Below are 20,888 nucleotides of genomic sequence, written 5' to 3'. Positions count from 1 at the left end.
GAACCGCGATCACAGAAATTAGATGCTGTCACCACCGTTGCTTGTCCTCCGGTTGCTCTAGAATCAGCACCATCTGACCGTAGATCAATGAACATATATAAGTCAGACCGGGAAAACTCTTAATGCCTCTCAATACGTATAGGGATCGGTTCACGAAACGGGAAACATCGTACGCTAAGTCGCTCGTGGACCACATAACGGTTTTAGTCGTCGAAGCTATCGGAAATTGCTGCGATATCGCGTTATATCGAACCAACGGTATAATGCGATAAACTTGTGACTTTAGTGTTGTTGAGGTGTTCTATGTCCGCTCCGTTGAATGACGGCTATCATGTCGTTGCGCCCGACTATCCCGGCTTTGACTAACCCGCTACGCACTATTAATTATTCGATTTCAGAGTGAACATGAGAGCACATAGCGCATTTTGGTTCGGGCGACCAGGCGCGGTTGATCGCGCGGGCCTGCCATGATGGCGGTCTGGGCTGCGTTGCCCATCGGGATCGCGCTTGGGATGCTCGTGTTCCGCGTCGGACCGATCGGGACGGCCGCGACCGCGCTGGCCTGTGGCGTGGGTGTAGCGATGGGAGTGTTTGCCGCCGAGATCGGCCCAATCTTATCCGCCCAGGCTGCGATGGCGTCGCTGTTTGTCGAGGTTGCAGCCATCTTGTTCGGTGGCCTTTGGCTGAGCCAGATATTGACGGCGACCGGTGCGCAGCAACGCCTGGCCGGTTGGCTGACGGGTATGTGTCGCGATCCGGCTCGGGCGGTCTTGCTGGTCGTACTCGGCGTGGTGCCATTCGCGGAGTCGATGACGGGTTTCGGGATCGGCGTTGTGGTCGGTATTCCGCTGCTGATCCAATTCGGCTTCTCTCGGGTTCACGCCGCCATACTCGGGCTGTTGGGACTGATCATCGTCCCGTGGGGCTCATTGGGACCCGGTACGCTGGTCGCGGCCCGCTTGACTGGTGTTGATTTTCAGGCATTGGGCATTGTCTCCGCGCTGCTGTCGGGGCCAGTCTTTATATTGATGGGTGCGGGGGCTCTGATGCTGGGTGTCGGCGGGCGGCGTGCCGCGGCCGCCTGGCCTGATGTGGTACTGACCGCTGGCGTACTCTGGGCTGCGGTCTGGGGCGTCAACGTCGTTCTCGGAACGCCGCTGGCCGGGGTATTGGGTAGTTTGGCCAGTATCAGCGCCTTATTGATTCGGGTGCGTTTGCGTGAGCGGCAGTCGCTGGTCATCCCACCGTCGGTTCGCCGCGATCTGGTACCTTACGCGATGCTGATTGCGGGACTGCTCGTGACCTCGGCATGGATAGCCCTGTGGCCTGGCAAGGCACCCGCCTGGTTGAGGGTGCTGCACAGTCCCGCGACTTGGTTGCTGGTAACCGCTGCGTTGACACCCGTACTGCTTGGCCAATCCATGCACGCCCAGCCGAGAGCGCTGCGCCAGACGCTTGGTGGCTGGTGGCCGATCGCCCTGGCCACGGTGCTGTTCCTAGCGTTAGGCACGTTGTTGAGCAGCACCGGGATGAGCACGGTGTTGGCCCAGGCTGGCGCACGACTAGGACCCGCCTATCCGGCCCTTGCGCCCTGGATTGGCGCGCTCGGCGGCTTTCTGACCGGCTCGAACACCGGGGCAAGTGCCATGTTTGCCGCTAGCCAGGCGCAAGCGGCGCAGGCGATTGGCTACCCGGTGCTGACGTTGGTGGCGTTTCAGAACGTTGCGGCGTCGTTGGCGACTATGGCCGCAGTACCACGCGTAATGATGGCCTGTCGTATTGCACAAGATGCACCGCCACCCCAACAGACGATATTTGTGACGGGTGTTACGGCGGACGAGGCGGTCGTCTCCCGATCCCACGTCTGGCCGATCGTCTTGGCGCTCAATGGTTTGATATTAGTGGTGCTCTCGGCTCTGTCGATGGGGCTGATGTGATGGCCAATGAGTTATTGACCGGTACTTTACTACCCCGGTCTCGCCGATGGGCAAGGGTTGCAACAGCTTGTGGATTTTGCCCTCGTTCACAAGGACCCCTGCCATTATTTAAATTGCCCCTCAATGGCGGCTTTCTCCTGGGTTAACTCGGTTCGAGTGGTGGCCATTATACTCAACTCATATTAGCCCGAAGCCCGCCTGGTGAGCTAGAATAACCCATGAAGCACAGGGGATCGGCGTACCTCTCAGGGTATACGCCAGATAGCTACGGATCGTTAAGGTATTATATGCCTAATTTATCTGCTGACTTTGGTGCGCCGCCAGGGTTAACGCATGAAATTACAGAGTCGTGATCTGAAGCCTAATCGCCGCTGAGGTAAGCTGCCTTTTTACTTTTCTGTGAAGAGGTCTCACCATGATCGAGCAACTGATCGAGCAATTTTCTGATCTTGAGGACCCGCGCTGCGCAGGGAAGATCGAGCACCGACTGATTGATATTCTAGTCCTTGCGATCTGTGCTGTGATCGCCTGCGCCGAGAGTTGGGAGGACATTGCGCTGTATGGGCGCAGCAAATTGTCCTGGCTACGTCAGTTTCTCGCCCTCCCCAATGGCATTCCTTCTCACGATACGTTTCGTCGGGTGTTTATGCTGATCGACCCGCAGGCCTTTGAGGCCTGCTTGACGGCCTGGGTCGGTACCGTTGCCACGCCCGGCGAGCGGGAGGTGGTCGCCATCGACGGTAAGACGGTGCGCCGATCCTTCGACCGGGGCCGGGAACAGTCCCCGCTGCACCTGGTAAGTGCCTGGGCCAGCGAGCAGGGGGTAGTGCTTGGTCAGCGTTGTGTAGATGAAAAGTCCAACGAGACCGCTGCCATTCCCGAACTGCTGGAGAGTCTGGCGCTAGAGAATACCCTGGTGACGATGGATGCCATGGGCTGCCAGAAGGACATTGCCCAGCGGATTGTCGATCGCCAGGCGGACTATCTATGGGTACTCAAGGCCAACCATGGCCATGACTATGCGGCCGTGCAGAAGCATTTCGAACAACATTGTTTTGGGCGAGGTGCCACAGCTAAACCCGTTTTCGATGCCTTTGATGAGAGCCATGGCCAACTGGTGCGCCGGCGCGTGTTTGCTGACCCTCAAGCCGCCTCGTTGAAGACCCTAAGCGACTGGCCAGCGTTGCATACCGTGCTGGCGGTTGAGGCAATCCGAGGGGTTAACGGCAGTGGCAAAGTACAAACTGAGGTTCGCTACTTTCTGTCTAGCTTCATCGGTGACCCACAGGTGCTGGCTCAGACCATCCGTCGGCATTGGTCGATTGAGAATAACGTGCATTGGGTGCTGGATGTCACCTTCCGAGAGGACCACAGCCGCGTTCGCGATCCCACAGCGGTGCGCAACTTCGCCCTGCTGCGCAAGATCGCCATTAACCTGGTGGGTCAAGACCGCTCCACCAAAACCAGTCTGCGTGGCAAACGCAAAAAGGCAGCCTGGGACAACGACTACATGCGCCAACTTCTCCAAGCCAATTTCATGCGTTAGCCCTGGGTGCGCCGTGTGCTCGAAAAATCGTAGATGCCGTTGACGATAATATGCTCGTGCTCAAGGCTAATCATGGCCATGATTATGCGGCCGTGTAGAGTTATTTTGAACAGCACTGCTTTGGGCGAGGCGCCACCGTCAAACCCGTGTTTGATGCCTGGGGAGCCATAGACGACTAGTGCGCGGGCGGGTGTTTGCCAGCCCGCAGACCGCCTTATTGGAGACGTTGAACGACTGGCCGCGATTGCATACGGTGCTGGCGGTGGCAGATGCAGAAAAGCAGCCTGGGACAACGATTACATGCGCCAACTTCTTTAAACCAATTTCATTGCGTTATCCCTGCGCTTCTTGGGAATTCAAAACCATAGGTTTCTGTTCAAATGTGCTCGCTGGTCCCAGTTGAAAGAATTCCGCGCTGAATAAAGAAATTCTGAAGGAATTCCGTTTGACGCCGAAAAAGAGAAAACATTCACTGCACGCTTAATTTTTTTCTTTACCCAATGAGCCCCCTTGATGAAAAAACTTTTGAAGCACTCCAGGATGAATGGTCCCATGTGCTTGATCTGCATAAAGCGGCTCGCCATAAACGCATTCATGCCAGAGTGATTCAGTGGGAAACGCACCTTTCTGAGCTAAAAGATGAGCAGAAGAGGCTTATCAACTTGGGGCGGTGGGTGAGAGGGCCTGCAGACATCCTTTCTGTCATCGGCAAGGCCCGGAGAGAGCTTTATCATTCGGCTATTTTACGCTGGTTGCTCGATCCCCTATCGCCTCATGGGCTTGGGATTAAATTTCTCCGGGGATTTCTTCAAGCAGCGAAGCTCTCCCCGCTCATAACTAAATTGGCACCTGAGGATATCCTCTCTATTGAGACCGAAGTGGCCCGTGTGGAAGCGAGGGCGGATATCGTCATTTCGACCGCTAGCGGTTTAATCATCATAGAGAACAAGATAGATGCCCCGGAAGGGGATAACCAATGCCAGCGTCTGTTCGAAGCATTCGGGCGTGAAAATGCCTGGTTTATCTTCTTGACCTCCAATGGTAGGACGCCCTCATCAGCGCCCGCTTGTGTTCAGGCGCATTTTAGACCCATAAGTTACCGCCAAATACAGCGATTGCTAATGGCAGCTCTAGAAAGCAGTCCACAAGGTAATCCGGACGCTCCAGGCAGAGTTTCCGCGCGTAGCTACTTAGCCACTCTTCAAAAAGAGGTATTATGAAACGAATCGAAGATGAACGCATCCAATTTTTTCTCCGCCACCATAAGCTGATTCGCCAGTGGGCCGAGATTGAGTCGGAAGCTCGGAAAGTTATCAATGAATTCCTTCAAACGCTTGGATATTTTGCCAAAGATCAACAAAATTCAGCCCCGGATTCCTGGAAGATTTACCGGAATTTTAACGACTCTTGGCCAAGGATTTTGCGGTTTCTACCGGAATGGGGTGAATCTGAAGGGACTTTGCCCCGGGTAAGCATTGGTTTGGAATGGTATAAGCCCTCCGTGGATCTTCTGTCTCCTACCGGTTCACCTTATGTCGGCGTTCGGATTGATCCCAACCTGCAAGGGAGCAGGATACTCCACGATAGACTCCAGGAAAGCTGCCAACATTGTGCTCAAGGTTATGGCTTTGGCTCTGAGCGTTGGTGGCCAGCCTTTAAATCCATCCCGCCTAGTGATGAGGAATTTTGGAAAGACTTGGATGCCTATAGAGCGCAGCTTGACAAGGAATTTGAGCAAGCATGGGAATTATTCGCTCCTATTGTGAGCCAGACTCTCCGCGCATCTAGTCCATGACACTGATCTCCCCGCAGCTTAGTGATTATCAAAAGCCCTCTACTTCTTAAAGCTTCACCACCAATCCCGCCATTGGCTCAGCAAAGCTTGGATGTCCACGGTCTTTGAACCTCAATTGGACGAAAAAGCACTATAAGCCTCTTCAAACATCGGAATTGCTATCGAATGGCGCCAGATACGACTCTTGAGGTTCAAAGTCCTACCCAGGCGATTTATGACATGATCAACGACAGCGCCAAGGAACGCGTGGTGAATAAGCGTAAAATCTGGGAGATGCGCCATCAGGCGGGGATACGTTTCTAGATTTTACGCCGGTGATGATGGTGGTCAGCGCCTAGAGGATGGCTTATCAAGTATCAGGCTTGCTGGGAAAGCTCGATTTCCTGGGCCTGCACCGCGGCAATAGCAGCAATGTTTACGATAGCGTCCACGGAGGCATCCCGCTGCAATACATGGTAGGGTTTTGATAATCCCGTTAGGATAGGCCCGATAGCCTCAGCGCCACCTAGTTCTACTAGCAGCTTATAGGCGATATTCCCTGAGGTCAGATCAGGAAATATCAATACGTTAGCGTCCTCCTTAAGTCGACTGAAAGGGTAGGTGGAAGAGAGAATGTCTTCATTAGTGGCGGTGTCGGCCTGCATTTCCCCATCCACCACCAAATCCGGGCGGCGGCGATGGAGAATTTTTACCGCTGCTTGAACTAAATCCACCAGGGAATGTTTTACCGAACCGAAATTGGAAAAGGAGAGCAGGGCAACTCGTGGTTCAATGTCGAAGCGGTGCGCTGTGTCCGCCGCCGACAGGGCAATTTCGGCGAGGGTTTCCGCATCGGGGGTAATATTGACGGTGGTATCGGCGCAAAAAATAAGCCGGTTTTTGAACAAGAGCATGTAGAGTCCAGAGGCATGGGAAATTCCTTTAGCCAGGGGGAGAATTTGCAGGGCAGGGCGGATGGAGTCAGGGTAATGGTAGGTTTCGCCACAGACCACCGCTTCCACTTCCCCTCGCAGTAATAGCATGGGGGCATAGTAATGGCGGCGTAGCATATAGCGCCGGGCTTCGGCTAAGGTCACGCCCTTGCGGGCTCGCATGGCAAAGAACTGCTGGGCCAAATCCTCCCGCTGGGGATGGGTCTGGGAGTCGAGTAGATCGATTCCCTCCAAGTTAACGGAGAGTTGCTTTGCCAAGGCTTGGATCTCGTCAGATTTGCCGAATAGTACTGGCTTGCCGATACCTTCTTTAACAATCCGGGCAGCGGCACGCATGATGCGCTTATCATCTCCCTCTGGAAAAGCAATCCGGAGAGGGCCGGGGGAAGCCGGTTTTTCCATGGGAGAGGTTTTAGATTCAATGTGTTGAGTAGACAGTTGAGAGCGGCGCTTGGCTTTGTTGATGACCTGCCGCATGACCTCTTTGGAGCGTCCCAGACGGCGTTCCAATTGTTCCCGGTAGACTTTAAAATCACTGATAGGGGTGCGGGCCACCCCTGACTCGCCAGCCGCTTTTGCCACCGCGGTGGTGACCTCCAGTAACACCTGGGGATCAAAGGGCTTGGGAATGAGGTATTCCCGGCCAAATTCGATTTTTTCCATGCCGTAAGCGCGGCAGACGCTTTCTGGCACCCCTTCCTTGGCCAGGGCGGCTAGGGCCTGGGCCGCGGCGATTTTCATGGCTTCGTTGATGGCCCGGGCCCGGACATCCAGCGCACCCCGGAAAATGAAAGGAAAACCAAGCACATTGTTGACTTGATTCGGGTAGTCGCTGCGGCCGGTAGCCATAATCACATCGGGGCGGGCGGCCAGAGCATCGGGGTAGGTGATTTCCGGATCGGGATTGGCCAAGGCAAAGATAATGGGATTATCATTCATGGAGCGCACCATGGCGGGTGTGACCACATTGGCCACGGACAATCCGCAGAAGGCATCTGCTCCCGTCAGGGCTTCTGGCAAGGTACGGAGCCGGGTAGGTCGAATAAATTGGGCTTTGTATTCGTTATAGCGGGGGCGGCCTGGCATCAGATCCTCGCGTCCCTCATAGAGCACCCCCTTGCTATCGCAGAGGAGCAAGTTATCCGGGTCCACGCCCAGGGTAAGATAAAATTTGGCGCAGGCAATACTGGCCGCGCCGGCGCCATTCATGACCAACTTGATGTCTTCTAATCTTTTACCTGCCAGTTCGCAGGCATTGAGCAGAGCCGCGCCCGAGATAATGGCGGTGCCGTGTTGATCATCGTGGAAGACCGGGATAGTCAGAGTCTCTCTTAACCGTTCTTCGATATGGAAGCAGTCGGGAGCGGCAATATCTTCTAGATTGATGCCGCCGAAAGTGGGTTCAAGTAACTGACAGGCTTGAATGACCTCTTCGGCGGTGGGGGCATTGAGCTCGATGTCAAACACATCGATATCGGCAAAGCGCTTGAATAACACCCCTTTGCCTTCCATTACTGGCTTGCTGGCCAGGGGTCCCAGAGACCCCAAACCAAGTATTGCGGTGCCATTGGTGACGACGGCTACCAAATTGCCTTTACCAGTATAAAGATAGACATCATCGGGAGAGCGGTGAATTTCCCGGCAAGGCTCGGCTACCCCGGGGGAATAGGCCAAAGCCAGGTCATGCTGGGTGAGGCAAGGCTTGCTGGGGATGACTTCTAGCTTGCCCGCCCGGCCCCGCCGGTGGTATTCCAGTGCTTCGTCGCGGAAAATCATGAATACCTCCTCCGCAGGTTAGGAGTGATTTAGATGCTTTTCTAAAGCATAGCCGGTTAGAGCTAGTTACTTCTACTTTAATCTGAATAGGGTTGGAATAGGTATTCTTATGCCACCTGAGTACAAGGTTAACCTTCGGCACTGTGAACATCTGGTGATCGGGACTTTCACACAATTAAAGTGCCATGCTTGGCGTACCCTGCTAGCGTTCAGGATCATTCTTAATAACCTTGAACCGGCGCACCCAAAAACTTATATCCATTGGAGCCCCGTTACGGCGTGACACGCGGAGCTGGTTCGCTGTATCGTAGGTTAGACGCTTATGGATTCATTACTCGTCTAACGCTTCAAATACCAGCTTGGTGAAAAGTTGGCGCCTCTTTTGGAACAATAAAATGAAGTCTTTACCAGGGCCGAGCGCTTTGATTTATGATAGCCCTTACTCATAGTGAGTCCGAAGTCGTAAAATTTCGATAACCTTTTTTTCGTCCAAAACTTGATACACAAGCCGGTACTGAAGTTAATTCTGCGGGAATAAGCTCCAGATAAATCACCTATTAGCTTCTCGTAGGGTGGTGAATTCTGGTATGGATTCTTTTGGATGATATTCAGCAACTCTTTTGCTTTATCTTTGAGGCCGGATGAAGTCAACTTACGCGCATCTTTTTGAGATTGCTTAGTGTAGTAAAGAGTCCTCCTCACCAATCTAGCTCTTGGTCACATTCCTCCAGCTTTGTTTCCATTCCTTCCCGGATAGATTCACGCATACCAGGCACAGATAGCAGGTGTAGGGTCTCATTGATAGCGTTCCAATCTTCTTCAGCCAATAGAACCGCGCTCCCACTTTTCTCAGTAATAACAATAGGTTGATGGCTCGTAGAAGTCTCGTCGATTAGTGCGTAAAGCTTTGAACGGGCCTCTGTTACATTGAGTGTAGTCATAAATTACCTCCAAACCACTAAGCGTACGTTTATTACGTACGTTACGTCAATGTGCTGAGCGCAGCGTTATAGCTTTGGCTTTGTGCAAAAATTTATAAATCTTCGGCCTAAATTCGATATTCGATCACCGAGCAAATCTAGTCCTTGCCCGGAAGTCATAGTAGAAAAAATAATTTTATCGGTGTTTATAAGGTCGTATTGATAAAGATCACTAAAAGCAGATTTTATAACTTCGAGCTCAATACCTGGGACAGCGACCGGAAAGAACTGTGTGAATCCCCCTCGAATATCTTTTGGTGGAATTTTGTTTGCTTCCAAATAGGATTTTGGCTCTGCCATGAACCGGAGAATTCGGATATGTAGTGCGGAAAGAGTGTTAACTAAATTTAGAAAATACTCCTTCTCCTCTTCCGATAAATCTATACCTAAAGCGGCGTTTACAAGAATAGCTCTGAATGCCTCCAGTTTTTCAGTCTGATAATTTTCAGCTGCTCCTCTAAAACTTTTTTCGAAAAGAAATGCAAACTCATCCGTTAATATCTGACTTTCCTTTACTCGATCCTGTAATTCGCTTAAGTCTTCTGCAAGCTTAATAGTGAATTCTTCTAATCGTCTCTGCTTAGCGGAGGGTATGTAGTCAGACATTAACGAAGCAATACCCCCGCAAAAGGGAGTAGTAGCTAATCCGGATTTTAAGAGGTTTAAAACATGTTCAGCTGGCGTACTAGTTACTGTTCGCCCAACCTTTGCAGATAATGTCTTGTGTTGGCTCGTCATAGTTTGTATCTAGGTAGTGTTGTCACGAGATAAATTGTGATATGAATAGGCGCATTGAGTTGACTTTCTGAAAGGACTAAGCCATGAATTCTGCCCATCGCCGCCACGATATCTCGGATGAAGTTTAGACACTGCTGGAGCCCCATCTACCTGGGCGCAAGGGCGCATGGTTTGCCTGTCCGAGTTATTGTTACACAAAGTGTCATAGCAGAGTGCACATAGGCTATCGAGCTTATGGCGGGAATAAGTGCAGAATATTTGCTGCCCGATTGGGGATAAGATAGCGGGGTCATTATCGAACAGGTAAAGGCACAGGGGATGGCGCCGGTCATTCCGCCAAGAAAAAATGCGCGTATAACTCAACGCTCTATCGGTGGCGATATCTCTTTTATTAATTCGAGGATATTTCCCATGTCTTCCTCCTTTGATGCCTAACAAGGCCCTTGCAGTCGGACCGCTCGCGGCCACTGAGGGGCGACGTTAGGCATTGTTATTACTCAGCATCTTGATAATGTGCTGAGCAAGGCGATCCTTGATCTCACGATGTCTTGGGACAGGTTGAGATATTTTTGTCTTGGGATTTTGATGCCAATCATGCTTTCCGCCATGGCGAATAAAGACGCAACCCATTTCTTCAAGTTTCTTGATCAGATCCCGCCTTTTCACGATATCTCAATCTCAGCGATCCTGCGAACGTTAGGAATATTGCCGCTTGTCAATTCCTTGTAGATATCGATTAAATGTTCCTTTAATTCTTCCTCTGTTTCACCTTGTGTCCAGTGGTCCGGAAATTCTTCAAGATATCCGAGCCACATATCATCATCTTTCCAATAAATGTACTTCTTTCTCATCATTTAAACACCACTCATCGACTGTAGCGAGGGAAACAGAGACTAACATTTTATATAAGGGGCGCGGATGCGCTGACGTAGCGAGCCCCTCTTAGGGTTCGTTATTATCGGATTTGAGTACATGTGATACGTAATTGATTAGGGAGATTGCTTTTAGACTCTTTGTTTTTGTACCGTAGTCCAGTGATTCCCCATGAAGCACCATATGCCGATTCAATTCGTTGAAATCAGCGCCCCGTTCTTTCTCTGATGCACCGATTGGTAGACTACGCGCTAGCGGGCTTAGAAGTGCTGCTCGAAAGGTGTCTGGGGCGATGATCTGTTCAACATAGATCGCTGTACATGGCTTTCCGTTCTGCTTCATAAAGAAGTACTTGTTGACAACTTCCTTGCATATCCCATCGGTCTGCGACAGAAAAACCGGTATCGAGAGTTCGTATTCACACCGCCTATGGGCCGAGAAAGCTGCTTTAATCACCTTTTCGCGGGTTGGGAATCTTCCTGTAATCGACGCTTCTATCTTATCCAAGCGATCTTCAAAATATTGCGTAAGGGCTTCCTCTACCTCTTGCACACTCCCTTTTTCTAAGGCATTCCCCAGTTTCCAGAGAGAGGGGATAGGCATCTCTGGATCGAAGTACCATCCGTGCGTCGCGAGGAGTATTAGGGCTGTCTGTGTTTTGGGTGGGTGTTCTTTAAAGCTTCGCTGAATCTCTTCAAAGGCAGGACTAATAATTCCTTCGAGGGATTTTCTGAGTTTTTCGGCCTGCTCCGCAATTGCCCATAAATCAGCAGGCAGCGCGTACTGTGGAAGCTCGGATGATGCAATAACTTTACGCCACTTCTCCTGGTCAGCAAGAATAGGTTCGAGGGATTTCTGAAGAGCCGCCCGCGATTCCAAAAGCGGCTGGACGGTTTTTTCTAGCTCCTCCTGCCGTTTGAGAATAGACTCTACGTGTTTTTGAATCCGCTCACTCATTTTTTGCCACTGCCTTAGATGGGTGCTCATTGCTTTTGTGTCTTTTGCGTTTGCCGTCACTCCTTGGCTCCTTTCACAAACCCTAACATAAATACGCATGAGTATTTCAAAACCTTAATCGCATGGAACAGGCATCTCTAAATCGGCAAGTACTACGTCTTTCTGACCAACCACTTCCACTTGGTGGCTAAAACCATTGCCAGCATCTATAAAGCGCGCTGGCGCAGATTTGGGTAGCCATATGGCCTATTGTTGCTGATCTGGAGCAAGTTCAGCAGCCGCATCGACCGTAGCCTTTAATCAGTGATCCGCCTGCTACCGCTCAATCTGTTTGCGCATCGTAATCTTCTATCACTGCTCAGAGGCGTTCCATTGCAACTCCAGTTCCCATGAAAATTTATGGGACGGTAGCGCTTTCGCACTAGAATTATCGAACGGAGATCTTTGCTGTCTGAATTTCTCCCTGTTGCTGTTTAGTTTGGTATTGGTGTAAGCCTAATTAATCCTTATCCTGTAATTATATCCTTTCCCGCAGGTTTATAATCATGGTGGGTATTTTATATCTCAGCAGGGTAAACTAGTCGTTTTAAAGTAATTATTGAGTAACCAAGCGTGTTTGGACGAAGTAATTTTTTTATCGTTTTTTGCTAGGATGAGAGGAAGAATGGCAGCAGACAATGCACCGATCCTGGAAGGTACTGCCTTCTCCGAATTGTTTCACGTCGCTGGATTGGAAGTTCTGGACAAACGGTTTTTGGATGTGTTAAAGCGCGAGGATTCTGAGCTTTATCAGCGCCTTACCCATTATCGCCAGGCCCCGGAGCCCTTGCCGCCAGTGGCGGAAAGCACATTGCTTTTGGCCTTGGCTCCCCATCTGGAGGATTTTTTAGGGGATTTTTTTGGTATTGAAGAGTCATTAGCCGTTAGCCGCAATGCCGCCTTGAGCCATGATCCGGTGATGGCTTTTAAAAAGGAATGGGTGCTGCGCCGGGGGCGCCGCTACCGGAAATCTATCGAGCAGCCTTTCCCTGCCCTGGATCGGTGGTTGAGCGGGCAGCTTCAGAAAGCGGGGTTGGCGGAGTTTGATCGGGAGGGAGCGGTTGCCCAATGGGCGCAGGGTTTGTTGCAGGACCAGGGGATTCATGGGGAGTCTATCGAGACTTTAACCCAATGGTGTGCTTTGGCGTTGGCTGATCCGGAGGGACGGCAGGCGGTAGCCGGTTGGACCAGTTTTCATTTGCCACGAAAAGTGGACCATGCTCGCCTTGTTCCTTTGGAGCACCAGGAAGGGGATTCCCTTCATCGGCTTCAGGCCGATCCGGCTACCTTTCGACGCCGCGATGGGTTTAAGCTCACCGATCCACGCATGTCGGCGCGGGCGGTGCAGGGAGAGGTCCACTATTGTATCTATTGCCATGAGCACGATGGGGATTTCTGCTCCAAGGGTTTTCCGGAAAAGAAGGATCAACCTGAATTAGGGTTTAAGACCGATCCGCTAGGGGTCATTCTGACCGGTTGCCCGGTTGAGGAAAAGATCTCTGAGATGCATACCTTGAAGCGGGAGGGGCGCACCATCGCTGCTTTGGCCGCTACCATGGTGGATAACCCCATGGTGCCGGCCACGGGACACCGGATCTGTAATGATTGCATGAAGTCCTGTATCTATCAGAAACAGGACCCGGTCGATATCCCCCAAATCGAAACCCGAGTGCTGACGGATGTTTTGGATTTACCCTGGGGGGTGGAGATCTACGATCTGCTCACCCGTTGGAATCCCCTGCGCCAGCGGCAGTTCTTGCCCCAACCTTACAACGGCCATAAAGTATTGGTGGTGGGAATGGGGCCCGCGGGTTTTACCATGGCCCACCATTTGACTATGGAAGGATGCGCTGTAGTGGGTATTGATGGGCTCAAGATGGAACCTTTGCCCGAAGCGCTTTTGAAGCAGCCTATTCGGGACTGGTCTACCCTCAGGGAATCCTTGGATGAACGTATTTTGCTGGGGTTTGGCGGGGTTGCCGAGTATGGCATCACCGTGCGCTGGGATAAGAATTTTTTGAAACTCATCTATCTCAGCTTGCTTCGGCGTCCCCTGTTCCAGGCTTTTGGGGGGGTGCGCCTGGGGGGAACCCTGACCCTGGAGGATGCTTGGGAACTGGGGTTTGATCATGCTTGTATCGCCACTGGCGCTGGGCTGCCGCGAGTCATTCCCATGGGCAATAGCTTGGCTCGGGGGATGCGCCAGGCGAGTGATTTCTTGATGGCGTTGCAGCTCACCGGCGCTGGTAAGGAAAATAGCCTAGCCAATTTGCAAGTCCGGCTGCCCGCGGTGGTGATTGGCGGCGGTTTAACGGCCATTGATACGGCGACGGAGGTGCAAGCCTATTATATTAAGCAGGTGGAGAAGATCCTCATGCGCCATGAGAAGCTGGTGGCAGCTCGGGGCGAGGAACAGGTACGGGTGGGCCTGGGTGAGGAAGATGAGGCAATTCTAGAGGAATTCCTGGTCCATGGCCGTTTGGTCAGGGCCGAGCGCCAGCGAGCCGCCCAGGCGGGGGAAGCGCCGAATTTCATCCCGCTCCTGCATGCCTGGGGCGGTGTTACCTTAGCTTACCGCAAAGGACTCAATGCCTCGCCCGCTTATCAGCGCAACCATGAGGAAGTGATCCAAGCCATGGAAGAGGGGCTGTATTACGCCGAGGGCGTGGAACCCTTGCGGGCGGAGCTGGATAAGTATGATCATGTGGCGGCGCTGGTGTGCCGGCGCATGAAACAGGAGGAGGGCCGTTGGCTGGGAACTCGGGAGGAAATCACTTTGCCTGCCCGCGCCGTGTTTATTGCCGCCGGTACCAAGCCCAATACCATTTATGAGCATGAGCATTCCGGCAGTCTCGAATTAGAAGCCGATCATTTTCTGCCCCATGTGGAGCACGCCGAGGGTTTGCAGCCGGTGCAGGTGGCTGAGCACTGTAAAGCAGAGGAATTTGGTCCCTTTACTTCTTATCAGCAGGATCAGCGGATGGTCACTTTTGTCGGCGATACCCATCCAGTATTTCAAGGTAGTGTGGTCAAGGCGATCGCCTCAAGCAAGCGTAGCTATCCTCAAGTCATGGCTGCGCTGGCGCTGCGTCCACCCGCGAACAAGGACAACTATAGCGTCTTTCAGGAACGGATGGCCGATTTGCTCACGCCCCGAGTAAGCCACGTCAATACCAGTAATCCGGCGGTAACAGAGGTCTGGGTGCGGGCGCCCCTTGCCGCTCGCAATTTTCGCCCTGGCCAATTCTTCCGCCTGCAAAGCTTTGAGGCCACTAGCCCCGAGGTGGCGGGCACCCGCTTGCAAATACCGTTGCTGACCGTTAGCGGCACGGGGGTGAAGGATGATCAGATTCGCTTAATGGTGTTGCAATGGGGTGTTGGACCCCGGCTAGTAGGGCGCTTGCAGCCCGGTGATCCCCTGGTGCTCATGGGACCAACGGGCGCGCCTACCGATATTCCCCAGGGAGAGACAGTGCTAGTGGTTGCGGGCCGCTGGGGAGCGGCGGTGATGTTGGATATTGGTCCCGCCCTGCGGGCGGCGGGTAACCGGGTCCTCTATGTGGCCGCCTTTGGCGCGGCCTCTGAACTCGATCATCAGGGTGAACTTGAAATGGCGGCCGATCAGATCATCTGGTGTACCGCCCGGGAGCCTAAAATTACTCCCCGCCGGCCCCAGGATCTGAGCGTGGTGGAAACAGACATGGTGGCGCTGCTACAGCGTTACGGCGCTGGCGAGTTAGAAACGCATGAGGGTGATGGTCATCTTTCCCTGGCAGCGGTGAATCGGTTTCTGGTGATGGGTTCCACGGGCCTATTGCGGGGCTTCCAAGAGGCTTTGAGAGAGAGTCTGAAAGAAGTGTTCCGCCCCGATCTCAAAGCCATTGGCATGGTAGGGAGCCCGATGCAATGCATGCTAAAGGGCGTTTGCGCCCAATGCTTGCAATGGCAAATTGACCCGGAAACGGGCAAGCGCACCCGCGCGGTCTTTTCCTGTGCCGAGCAAGAGCAACCCTTATCGTGGATAGATATTGATAATCTGGTGGCTCGTCAGATCCAGAACCGTCTCCCGGACCGGCTGGCCGCCCAATGGCTGGATTATATTCTTTCTCAAGAAAACACCCAGATGGGAGGCAAGTAGCAAACAGGGCGCAGCGCTACTAGCAGGGCTAAGGCGGCCTACTGCCTTAACCTTACCCGGTAGTTTAGAAGGTCACCGTGATGATATGGCTTTTCTCCCCCAGGTTGAGGCCAAGGCGTAGCGCTTTGGCGGAATTGGCTTCTTTCTTGCCGGGAAAGAAGAGATAGCCGTAGGCCAGCTCGCCAGGGCGAATGCGCTCGTTGCGCAGGGATTCTTGCAGTAAATCCTGACGAATCTGCTGCTCAAGCTCGCCATGGCGCTTAGTGCCGCCATAGAGCGCGCCTGCAGCGGCGCCCGCGGCCGCGCCCTTGGCGGTAATTTCACCGATGTTCTGGCCGGTGACGATTCCCACCGCCATGCCGGCCAAGGCGCCTGCGGCGCCGAGAAGCATGGCCGGCTTGCCAGCCCCTTTTGCCGTTTCCCCCAATTCCACATGACTGTGGACGCGCTGATAAGCCTGTTCGGCCGTTAATAAGGGCCACGCCTGGCCTTGATCGTCAATGAGGAAGGTCTGGTCCGCTCTTACCCTGGCCGTTAGCGGGGTTTGGTTGTCGATGACAAAGCGGATAGGAAATAGTCCCGCACCGCGGATATCGAAGCCAAAGGCTTGGTTGGCTTCCTTGTTGCTGGTGAAGGCCCGGGCCACCACTTTGGCGCCGTCAACATCCACATGGTCGGATTGAGCTTCGGGAAAAGGGACGGGAGCTACCCGCTCCCCATAGGTGGCACAGGCGAGCAGGGTAAAGAGTAGTCCTAACAGAAGCGTTAAACGGACTCCAGCAGCCCACATTCGACTGGGAGCCCCTGCCTTTGCCATCGAGGCGTACGATGTTTTCGGATCGGAGCATTGACAGCCATCAACATCATTGAACATAGTGCTTTCCTAGATTACCGTTTGGAGTGATTGATGAGTAGTTCCTTAAAAGAATACCTAAGAGAAATGATACATGGAATATACCCGCCTATCTTGCAAGGAAGTGAGGCTGCGCCATCGCCCCGTTTAGCCCAGCCATCGCGCGTTGGCGAAGGGGTGATGGATGAATCCACCTTCCAGGTGATAGAAGCGGATAGGCTTTTCGATGTGATAAACACTGCCCATACAGTGATCGGCCAGGCCGTGCTTTATCGCTCTTTGGCCCAGCCTTTATCCTCTATAAAAATCATCAAAGCCAAACAGGAAGCATTACGGGAGCTGGCATCGAATGCTAGCCTGCGGGAAAAAATAGAATCCTTGGCAAAAAAAGCCGCGAAACGGGAAAAGTCATTTTACCGTTTGCTTTTTAGTAAATTTACCGGATTTTTTGGCAGTTCGAGGGGGGATACTGAAATTGAGGGATATGGCTATGCTACTTATGAAAAGGGAACCGGATGTATGCTCGAATTGGTCAAGGATGCAAGGGCTTTGCCTGCGCCAGAGAGCGATTATCTCAGAATTTTAGTTGATGACCTCAAGGAGTTCGGTGCCACCAACATTTATTCTTTGATGCAAGGACCCGTTTATGTAACAGAGCGTGGAATCAAGACGAAAGAAGAGAAAAAATGGTTTATTCCCGCGGTAAAATTCAGGCCAACTTTGTTTAAACCGCTTTTTATATTGGCCGTAATACTGGGTCTGGTGGCGCTATTCATGTATGGGCCTATGGTATTGGGTATCTCCTTTTCCGCCTCGCCCATATTGATACTGTTTCTCTTGCCAGCCATTATATTTTATATGCCTTTGGTGGGGACATTTGATCGCGATAGTTGCATCTATCCTTTGCAGAAACGCTACCGAGCATCGGCGGAAGTACATACTACCTTAGAAGCGTTAGGAAAGTTGGATGAGTTGCTTGCTTTTCATCATTACGGGAAATCGTTTGGTAGCCCTACGCTACTGCCGCGAGTGATTGCAGCCAAAAATCATACCTTGATACTCAGGGAGGCAAGAAATCCTGTCCTGGGTAAGGATAATCCTCATTACGTTCCCAATGATATTGACCTGGATGGCCAAAAGCTCACCTTTATTAGTGGCCCCAATAGTGGTGGTAAGACCGCCTTTTGCAAAACAATTGCCCAAATTCAATTACTCTCTCAAATAGGTTGTTATGTGCCCGCGGAAGATGCTGAAATTTCCGTTGCTGATCGGATTTTTTATCAAGTCCCTGAAATCAGCTCCCTGGAAGATATAGAAGGGCGGTTTGGAAAAGAGCTTAAGCGAACCAAGGATATGTTTTTAATGACGACCCCAGAGAGCTTGATAATTTTAGATGAATTATCGGAAGGGACGACTCATGCAGAAAAATTGGAAACCTCTTTCCATGTACTCAACGGGTTTTATCGAATAGGAAATAATACGCTTTTGGTAACTCATAACCATGAGCTAGCGGAGCGATTTAAAGACAATAAAATAGGCCAATATTTTCAAGTGCAGTTTATAGAAGAAGGACCCACTTACAAAATTATTGAAGGAATCTCAAAAGTCAGCCATGCGGATCGGGTCGCCAGAAAAATAGGATTTGGGAAGGAAGATATAGAAAGGTATTTAAAAGAAAAGGGCTTTATGAGTGGGTAGATAAAAGAAGTATGGCGCTAGTCATTAGGTGGTTACTAGCGCCTACCTTTCTATGGATTGTAAAGCCGGTATTTATTTTTCAAACACCAGCGCATTAGGGTTAGCACCGAGTTCAAGCAATGTATTATTGATATCTTTTGTAAACTGGGGTGGGCCACAAGTATAAAATTGTTGATTAAAATCAGAGACTTTTTCCTGCAAAAACTCTTTGGTGATAAACCGGTCCTCGTAACCTGGCGCGCTGGTTTCGGTACAGGTCAAAATACATTTTTCATCAAAATAATGACGGAATTCCTTTTCGCAGATGACATCTGCTGGCGTTTTATTGGAAAAGATCAAGGTGTGGTTGGCGAGTTGGTCTTGGCAGGAGAGTTGGCGAATGATTGCCATAAAGGGCGTAATTCCGGCCCCGCCGGCGATAAAAACCCCCGTTCCCTGATAGGTAATGGTGCCGAAGGGGTCCGACATGAGCAGTTCTTCCCCTGGCAATAAAGTGTGCAGTTTTTCAGTTACACCATTGTGGTCAGGATATCCCTTGATAGTGAATTCCAGCACTTTATCTTCCCCGAGGGAGGTGGGGGTAAAGGGTCGCCCCTGATCTTTCCACTCGGGTTGATTAATGGCCAATTCAACACCTTGGCCAGGTTGGTAGTCAAATCCGGGTGGCCGGCTCACGATAAAGCGCTTGACATCATGCGTAACAAACTCCGTCATTAACAAAGTCACAGTATAAGTCATGGATAATACCCCCTGTTATATATCGACATAATTGTTGATCCCTATCAAATATAGGCCAAGAAGCCTCTCAGGCCCAGGTTTATGAGAAATATGCCGCGTTGCAGGTGCTCTTCTCTGGTAAGTCTCGAATTTAAAGAAGATACCTTGCTCCAGGGCAGCATTAACTATGTATAACTACTAACAATAAACAGTCCTTGGAGTTTCGCCATGACGGATAAAGTTTTGTGCCTACAAAATTTTATCCGTCTGGAGAATTCGCGCTTCAACGGGTGCCTCGGGCTGGCCCATGACTTAGCGCGCAAGGCCCTCCGTTGGGTATCACCCGTCACGCACATCACTTCCCGGCCCCCCGCCGGTAGGTCGCGCTCTTGCCAACGAGAAAAACATACCGCGAATTCATGGCAAAACGCAAGCAACTTAGCCCTCGCGCTCGATGCGCCGTTTCACTTTGCACTCTCTCTGGGGGGCCATTAAACACCCATGTTCAATTCCAATGTTCTATATATTTTTAGCGTAGGAAGAAGTCCATTTAATAAAGAGGAGGACTGGCATGCGTCAACTGTATATTGAGGTAGTCGAAGAGAAGGCGGTGAAGGTTATCGAAGAGGCTCAAGCGTTTGCCGCTATGAATGTGTGGCATCTCCCCTTGAGCGGTTGGCGGGAAGGGGAAAAGAAAGCGCTGATTTTGGCCCATCTCCCAAACCGGCAGGTGGGGTCGTTTCTCCAGGCGGTGCAGGATATCGACTCAGAAGCCCATTTCACCTTTGAGCCACGCGGTATTCTTCCCCTTCGTCCTCCGGCGGACCAGGTGCCGGAGCAGACTGTAGATGTGAGCGAGCGAAGCCCTTTTGAGGTCTATCTGTCCGGACTTCAGAGCATCGGCTCACTGCGGGGGTTCATCAGCTATGCGGTAGCAGGCGGTATTGTAGTTTGGATCGGCCTTATTACTAATACCATCTATCTTCTGGTTGCGGCGATGCTGATAGCCCCTTTCGCGGGACCTGCCATGAATGCGGCCATTGGCACAGCGACTGGCCATTTTCATCTAATCCGGCGCAGCCTTGGTCGTTATATCCTCGGGCTGATAGTGACTGCCGGGGTCGCGGCGCTTCTCACCTGGATCTTCCGGTTGAGCGCAGCGACAAGTTTGATGGTGGACGTCAGTGAAATTTCGGTAGTAAGCGCGCTTCTTCCCCTATCGGCTGGGGCTGCCGGGGCCATTAATCTTGTCCAGAGTGAACGTGATAGCCTGGTTTCAGGCGCTGCTGTGGGTATGCTCGTAGCGGCCTCTCTTGCTCCACCGACGGGCCTGTTAGGAATGACTTTGGTGCTCGGAGAATGGGCAATGGCTAAAGGAGCGGTTTTCGTCCTTCTACTCCAGCTAATGGGGATCAATTTTGCGGGTGCCGTGGTCTTTCGCCTTTATGGGCTGTCAGCGAAAGGACCGCGATTTTTGAAGGGACAAAGGTGGGCTTTTCCCGTTCTTCTCACCGGTTCAGCCGTGGTCCTTGCGGGACTTCTGTGGTGGCAATTCAGCTCCTCCCCAGAACTCCAGCGTAGTACCCGTGCCCAGCGTGCCGTTGCGGAAATTCGAACAGCGGTGGAAGCAAGCAAGGTAGTTCACCTGATCGAGGCGAATGCTCGTTTTACCCGGACTAATATTCCTGGACAAAATTCACTCCTTGCCCTCGTCTATGTTCAACCCATCAAAAAAATCACCCTCTCGGACGCTGATGAAACTAAGCTTAAGCGGTACCTTACCCATCAGATCCAGCAGCATCTTCTGAAGGTTGGTTTCAATGTCACGCCGCTTGTTTCGGTGACAGTCCTTAAACCACCTGAGGGAAGTTAAAATTCACCGTAAAGGGTTGTGCTAAAAATTTTTTAA

The 20,888-nt window shown here is 51.8% G+C and carries 16 protein-coding genes and 1 pseudogene; 8 read left to right on the top strand and 9 right to left on the bottom strand.

From position 1 onward, the window contains the following. Window positions 1-467 precede the first annotated feature (467 nt). The 5 genes from NWAT_RS07675 (at window position 468) to NWAT_RS17015 (ending at window position 5,581) form a co-directional block, all read left to right on the top strand. Window positions 468-1,937, top strand: coding sequence for an L-lactate permease (locus tag NWAT_RS07675; RefSeq protein WP_013220548.1), 1,470 nt, complete (start codon window positions 468-470; stop codon window positions 1,935-1,937). Between the two features lie 415 nt (window positions 1,938-2,352). After that, on the top strand, window positions 2,353-3,483 hold the full coding sequence (locus NWAT_RS07670; RefSeq protein ID WP_013220547.1) for an ISAs1 family transposase: 1,131 nt from the start codon (window positions 2,353-2,355) through the stop codon (window positions 3,481-3,483). A gap of 500 nt (window positions 3,484-3,983) precedes the next feature. After that, window positions 3,984-4,703: a PDDEXK-like family protein gene (locus NWAT_RS07665; RefSeq protein ID WP_013220546.1), complete on the top strand. Its 720-nt coding sequence runs from the start codon at window positions 3,984-3,986 to the stop codon at window positions 4,701-4,703. Beyond that, window positions 4,700-5,278 carry a hypothetical protein gene (locus tag NWAT_RS07660; RefSeq protein WP_013220545.1) on the top strand — a complete coding sequence of 193 codons (579 nt, stop codon included), beginning with the start codon at window positions 4,700-4,702 and terminating at the stop codon, window positions 5,276-5,278. The genes NWAT_RS07665 and NWAT_RS07660 overlap by 4 nt, the downstream gene beginning before the upstream one ends. Before the next feature lie 165 nt (window positions 5,279-5,443). Beyond that, the gene (locus NWAT_RS17015; RefSeq protein ID WP_013220544.1) at window positions 5,444-5,581 is read left to right on the top strand and encodes a hypothetical protein; all 138 of its coding nucleotides are present in this window, start codon (window positions 5,444-5,446) and stop codon (window positions 5,579-5,581) included. 53 nt (window positions 5,582-5,634) lie between these two features. On the opposite strand, the gene NWAT_RS07655 is transcribed toward NWAT_RS17015, so the two are convergent. From NWAT_RS07655 to NWAT_RS07625, 7 genes and pseudogenes are all read right to left on the bottom strand, one after another. Then, window positions 5,635-7,986, bottom strand: a complete 2,352-nt coding sequence (locus tag NWAT_RS07655) for an NADP-dependent malic enzyme (protein WP_013220543.1) — start codon at window positions 7,984-7,986, stop codon at window positions 5,635-5,637. 439 nt (window positions 7,987-8,425) lie between these two features. Next, window positions 8,426-8,688, bottom strand: a pseudogene (locus NWAT_RS07650) (Txe/YoeB family addiction module toxin). After that, window positions 8,685-8,927, bottom strand: coding sequence for a type II toxin-antitoxin system Phd/YefM family antitoxin (locus NWAT_RS07645; RefSeq protein ID WP_013220541.1), 243 nt, complete (start codon window positions 8,925-8,927; stop codon window positions 8,685-8,687). Before NWAT_RS07645 ends, NWAT_RS07650 begins: the two are co-directional and overlap by 4 nt. Before the next feature lie 66 nt (window positions 8,928-8,993). Then, window positions 8,994-9,704 (bottom strand): hypothetical protein, encoded by a 711-nt coding sequence (locus tag NWAT_RS07640; RefSeq protein ID WP_013220540.1) that lies wholly within the window; start codon window positions 9,702-9,704, stop codon window positions 8,994-8,996. Between the two features lie 480 nt (window positions 9,705-10,184). Then, the gene (locus tag NWAT_RS07635; protein ID WP_041350583.1) at window positions 10,185-10,370 is read right to left on the bottom strand and encodes a type II toxin-antitoxin system HicA family toxin; all 186 of its coding nucleotides are present in this window, start codon (window positions 10,368-10,370) and stop codon (window positions 10,185-10,187) included. Then, window positions 10,367-10,558 (bottom strand): type II toxin-antitoxin system HicB family antitoxin, encoded by a 192-nt coding sequence (locus tag NWAT_RS07630; protein WP_013220539.1) that lies wholly within the window; start codon window positions 10,556-10,558, stop codon window positions 10,367-10,369. The genes NWAT_RS07635 and NWAT_RS07630 overlap by 4 nt, the downstream gene beginning before the upstream one ends. Before the next feature lie 88 nt (window positions 10,559-10,646). Then, the gene (locus NWAT_RS07625; RefSeq protein WP_013220538.1) at window positions 10,647-11,594 is read right to left on the bottom strand and encodes a hypothetical protein; all 948 of its coding nucleotides are present in this window, start codon (window positions 11,592-11,594) and stop codon (window positions 10,647-10,649) included. A 604-nt stretch (window positions 11,595-12,198) separates the two neighbouring features. On the opposite strand from NWAT_RS07625, the gene NWAT_RS07620 reads away from it, so the two are divergent. Further along, entirely contained in the window at window positions 12,199-15,711 is a 3,513-nt protein-coding gene (locus NWAT_RS07620) for an FAD-dependent oxidoreductase (protein WP_013220537.1), read from the top strand. 64 nt (window positions 15,712-15,775) lie between these two features. Here NWAT_RS07620 and NWAT_RS07615 read toward each other — a convergent pair whose 3' ends face one another. Continuing rightward, window positions 15,776-16,585: a hypothetical protein gene (locus tag NWAT_RS07615; protein WP_013220536.1), complete on the bottom strand. Its 810-nt coding sequence runs from the start codon at window positions 16,583-16,585 to the stop codon at window positions 15,776-15,778. Window positions 16,586-16,618: 33 nt separating this feature from the next. On the opposite strand from NWAT_RS07615, the gene NWAT_RS07610 reads away from it, so the two are divergent. Next, entirely contained in the window at window positions 16,619-18,262 is a 1,644-nt protein-coding gene (locus tag NWAT_RS07610; protein ID WP_013220535.1) for a MutS-related protein, read from the top strand. A gap of 72 nt (window positions 18,263-18,334) precedes the next feature. Here NWAT_RS07610 and NWAT_RS07605 read toward each other — a convergent pair whose 3' ends face one another. Beyond that, window positions 18,335-19,000 (bottom strand): FAD-binding oxidoreductase, encoded by a 666-nt coding sequence (locus tag NWAT_RS07605; RefSeq protein WP_013220534.1) that lies wholly within the window; start codon window positions 18,998-19,000, stop codon window positions 18,335-18,337. 550 nt (window positions 19,001-19,550) lie between these two features. On the opposite strand from NWAT_RS07605, the gene NWAT_RS07600 reads away from it, so the two are divergent. Continuing rightward, a complete protein-coding gene (locus tag NWAT_RS07600; protein WP_013220532.1) occupies window positions 19,551-20,852 on the top strand; it encodes a DUF389 domain-containing protein in 1,302 nt (433 codons plus the stop codon). Window positions 20,853-20,888: the final 36 nt, after the last annotated feature.

Source organism: Nitrosococcus watsonii C-113, assembly GCF_000143085.1.
GTDB lineage: Bacteria > Pseudomonadota > Gammaproteobacteria > Nitrosococcales > Nitrosococcaceae > Nitrosococcus > Nitrosococcus watsonii.
Note: the sequence above shows the minus strand (reverse complement) of the source record. Positions and strands in the feature narration are given on the sequence as shown.

Excerpts from the sequence above, each read along its gene's own strand:
- NWAT_RS07675 (WP_013220548.1), top strand. The coding sequence starts at position 468 with ATGATGGCGGTCTGGGCTGCGTTGCCCATCGGGATCGCGCTTGGGATG.
- NWAT_RS07670 (WP_013220547.1), top strand. The coding sequence starts at position 2,353 with ATGATCGAGCAACTGATCGAGCAATTTTCTGATCTTGAGGACCCGCGC.
- NWAT_RS07665 (WP_013220546.1), top strand. The coding sequence starts at position 3,984 with ATGAGCCCCCTTGATGAAAAAACTTTTGAAGCACTCCAGGATGAATGG.
- NWAT_RS07660 (WP_013220545.1), top strand. The coding sequence starts at position 4,700 with ATGAAACGAATCGAAGATGAACGCATCCAATTTTTTCTCCGCCACCAT.
- NWAT_RS17015 (WP_013220544.1), top strand. The coding sequence starts at position 5,444 with ATGGCGCCAGATACGACTCTTGAGGTTCAAAGTCCTACCCAGGCGATT.
- NWAT_RS07655 (WP_013220543.1), bottom strand. The coding sequence starts at position 7,986 with ATGATTTTCCGCGACGAAGCACTGGAATACCACCGGCGGGGCCGGGCG.
- NWAT_RS07645 (WP_013220541.1), bottom strand. The coding sequence starts at position 8,927 with ATGACTACACTCAATGTAACAGAGGCCCGTTCAAAGCTTTACGCACTA.
- NWAT_RS07640 (WP_013220540.1), bottom strand. The coding sequence starts at position 9,704 with ATGACGAGCCAACACAAGACATTATCTGCAAAGGTTGGGCGAACAGTA.
- NWAT_RS07630 (WP_013220539.1), bottom strand. The coding sequence starts at position 10,558 with ATGATGAGAAAGAAGTACATTTATTGGAAAGATGATGATATGTGGCTC.
- NWAT_RS07620 (WP_013220537.1), top strand. The coding sequence starts at position 12,199 with ATGGCAGCAGACAATGCACCGATCCTGGAAGGTACTGCCTTCTCCGAA.
- NWAT_RS07615 (WP_013220536.1), bottom strand. The coding sequence starts at position 16,585 with ATGTTCAATGATGTTGATGGCTGTCAATGCTCCGATCCGAAAACATCG.
- NWAT_RS07610 (WP_013220535.1), top strand. The coding sequence starts at position 16,619 with ATGAGTAGTTCCTTAAAAGAATACCTAAGAGAAATGATACATGGAATA.
- NWAT_RS07605 (WP_013220534.1), bottom strand. The coding sequence starts at position 19,000 with ATGACTTATACTGTGACTTTGTTAATGACGGAGTTTGTTACGCATGAT.
- NWAT_RS07600 (WP_013220532.1), top strand. The coding sequence starts at position 19,551 with ATGCGTCAACTGTATATTGAGGTAGTCGAAGAGAAGGCGGTGAAGGTT.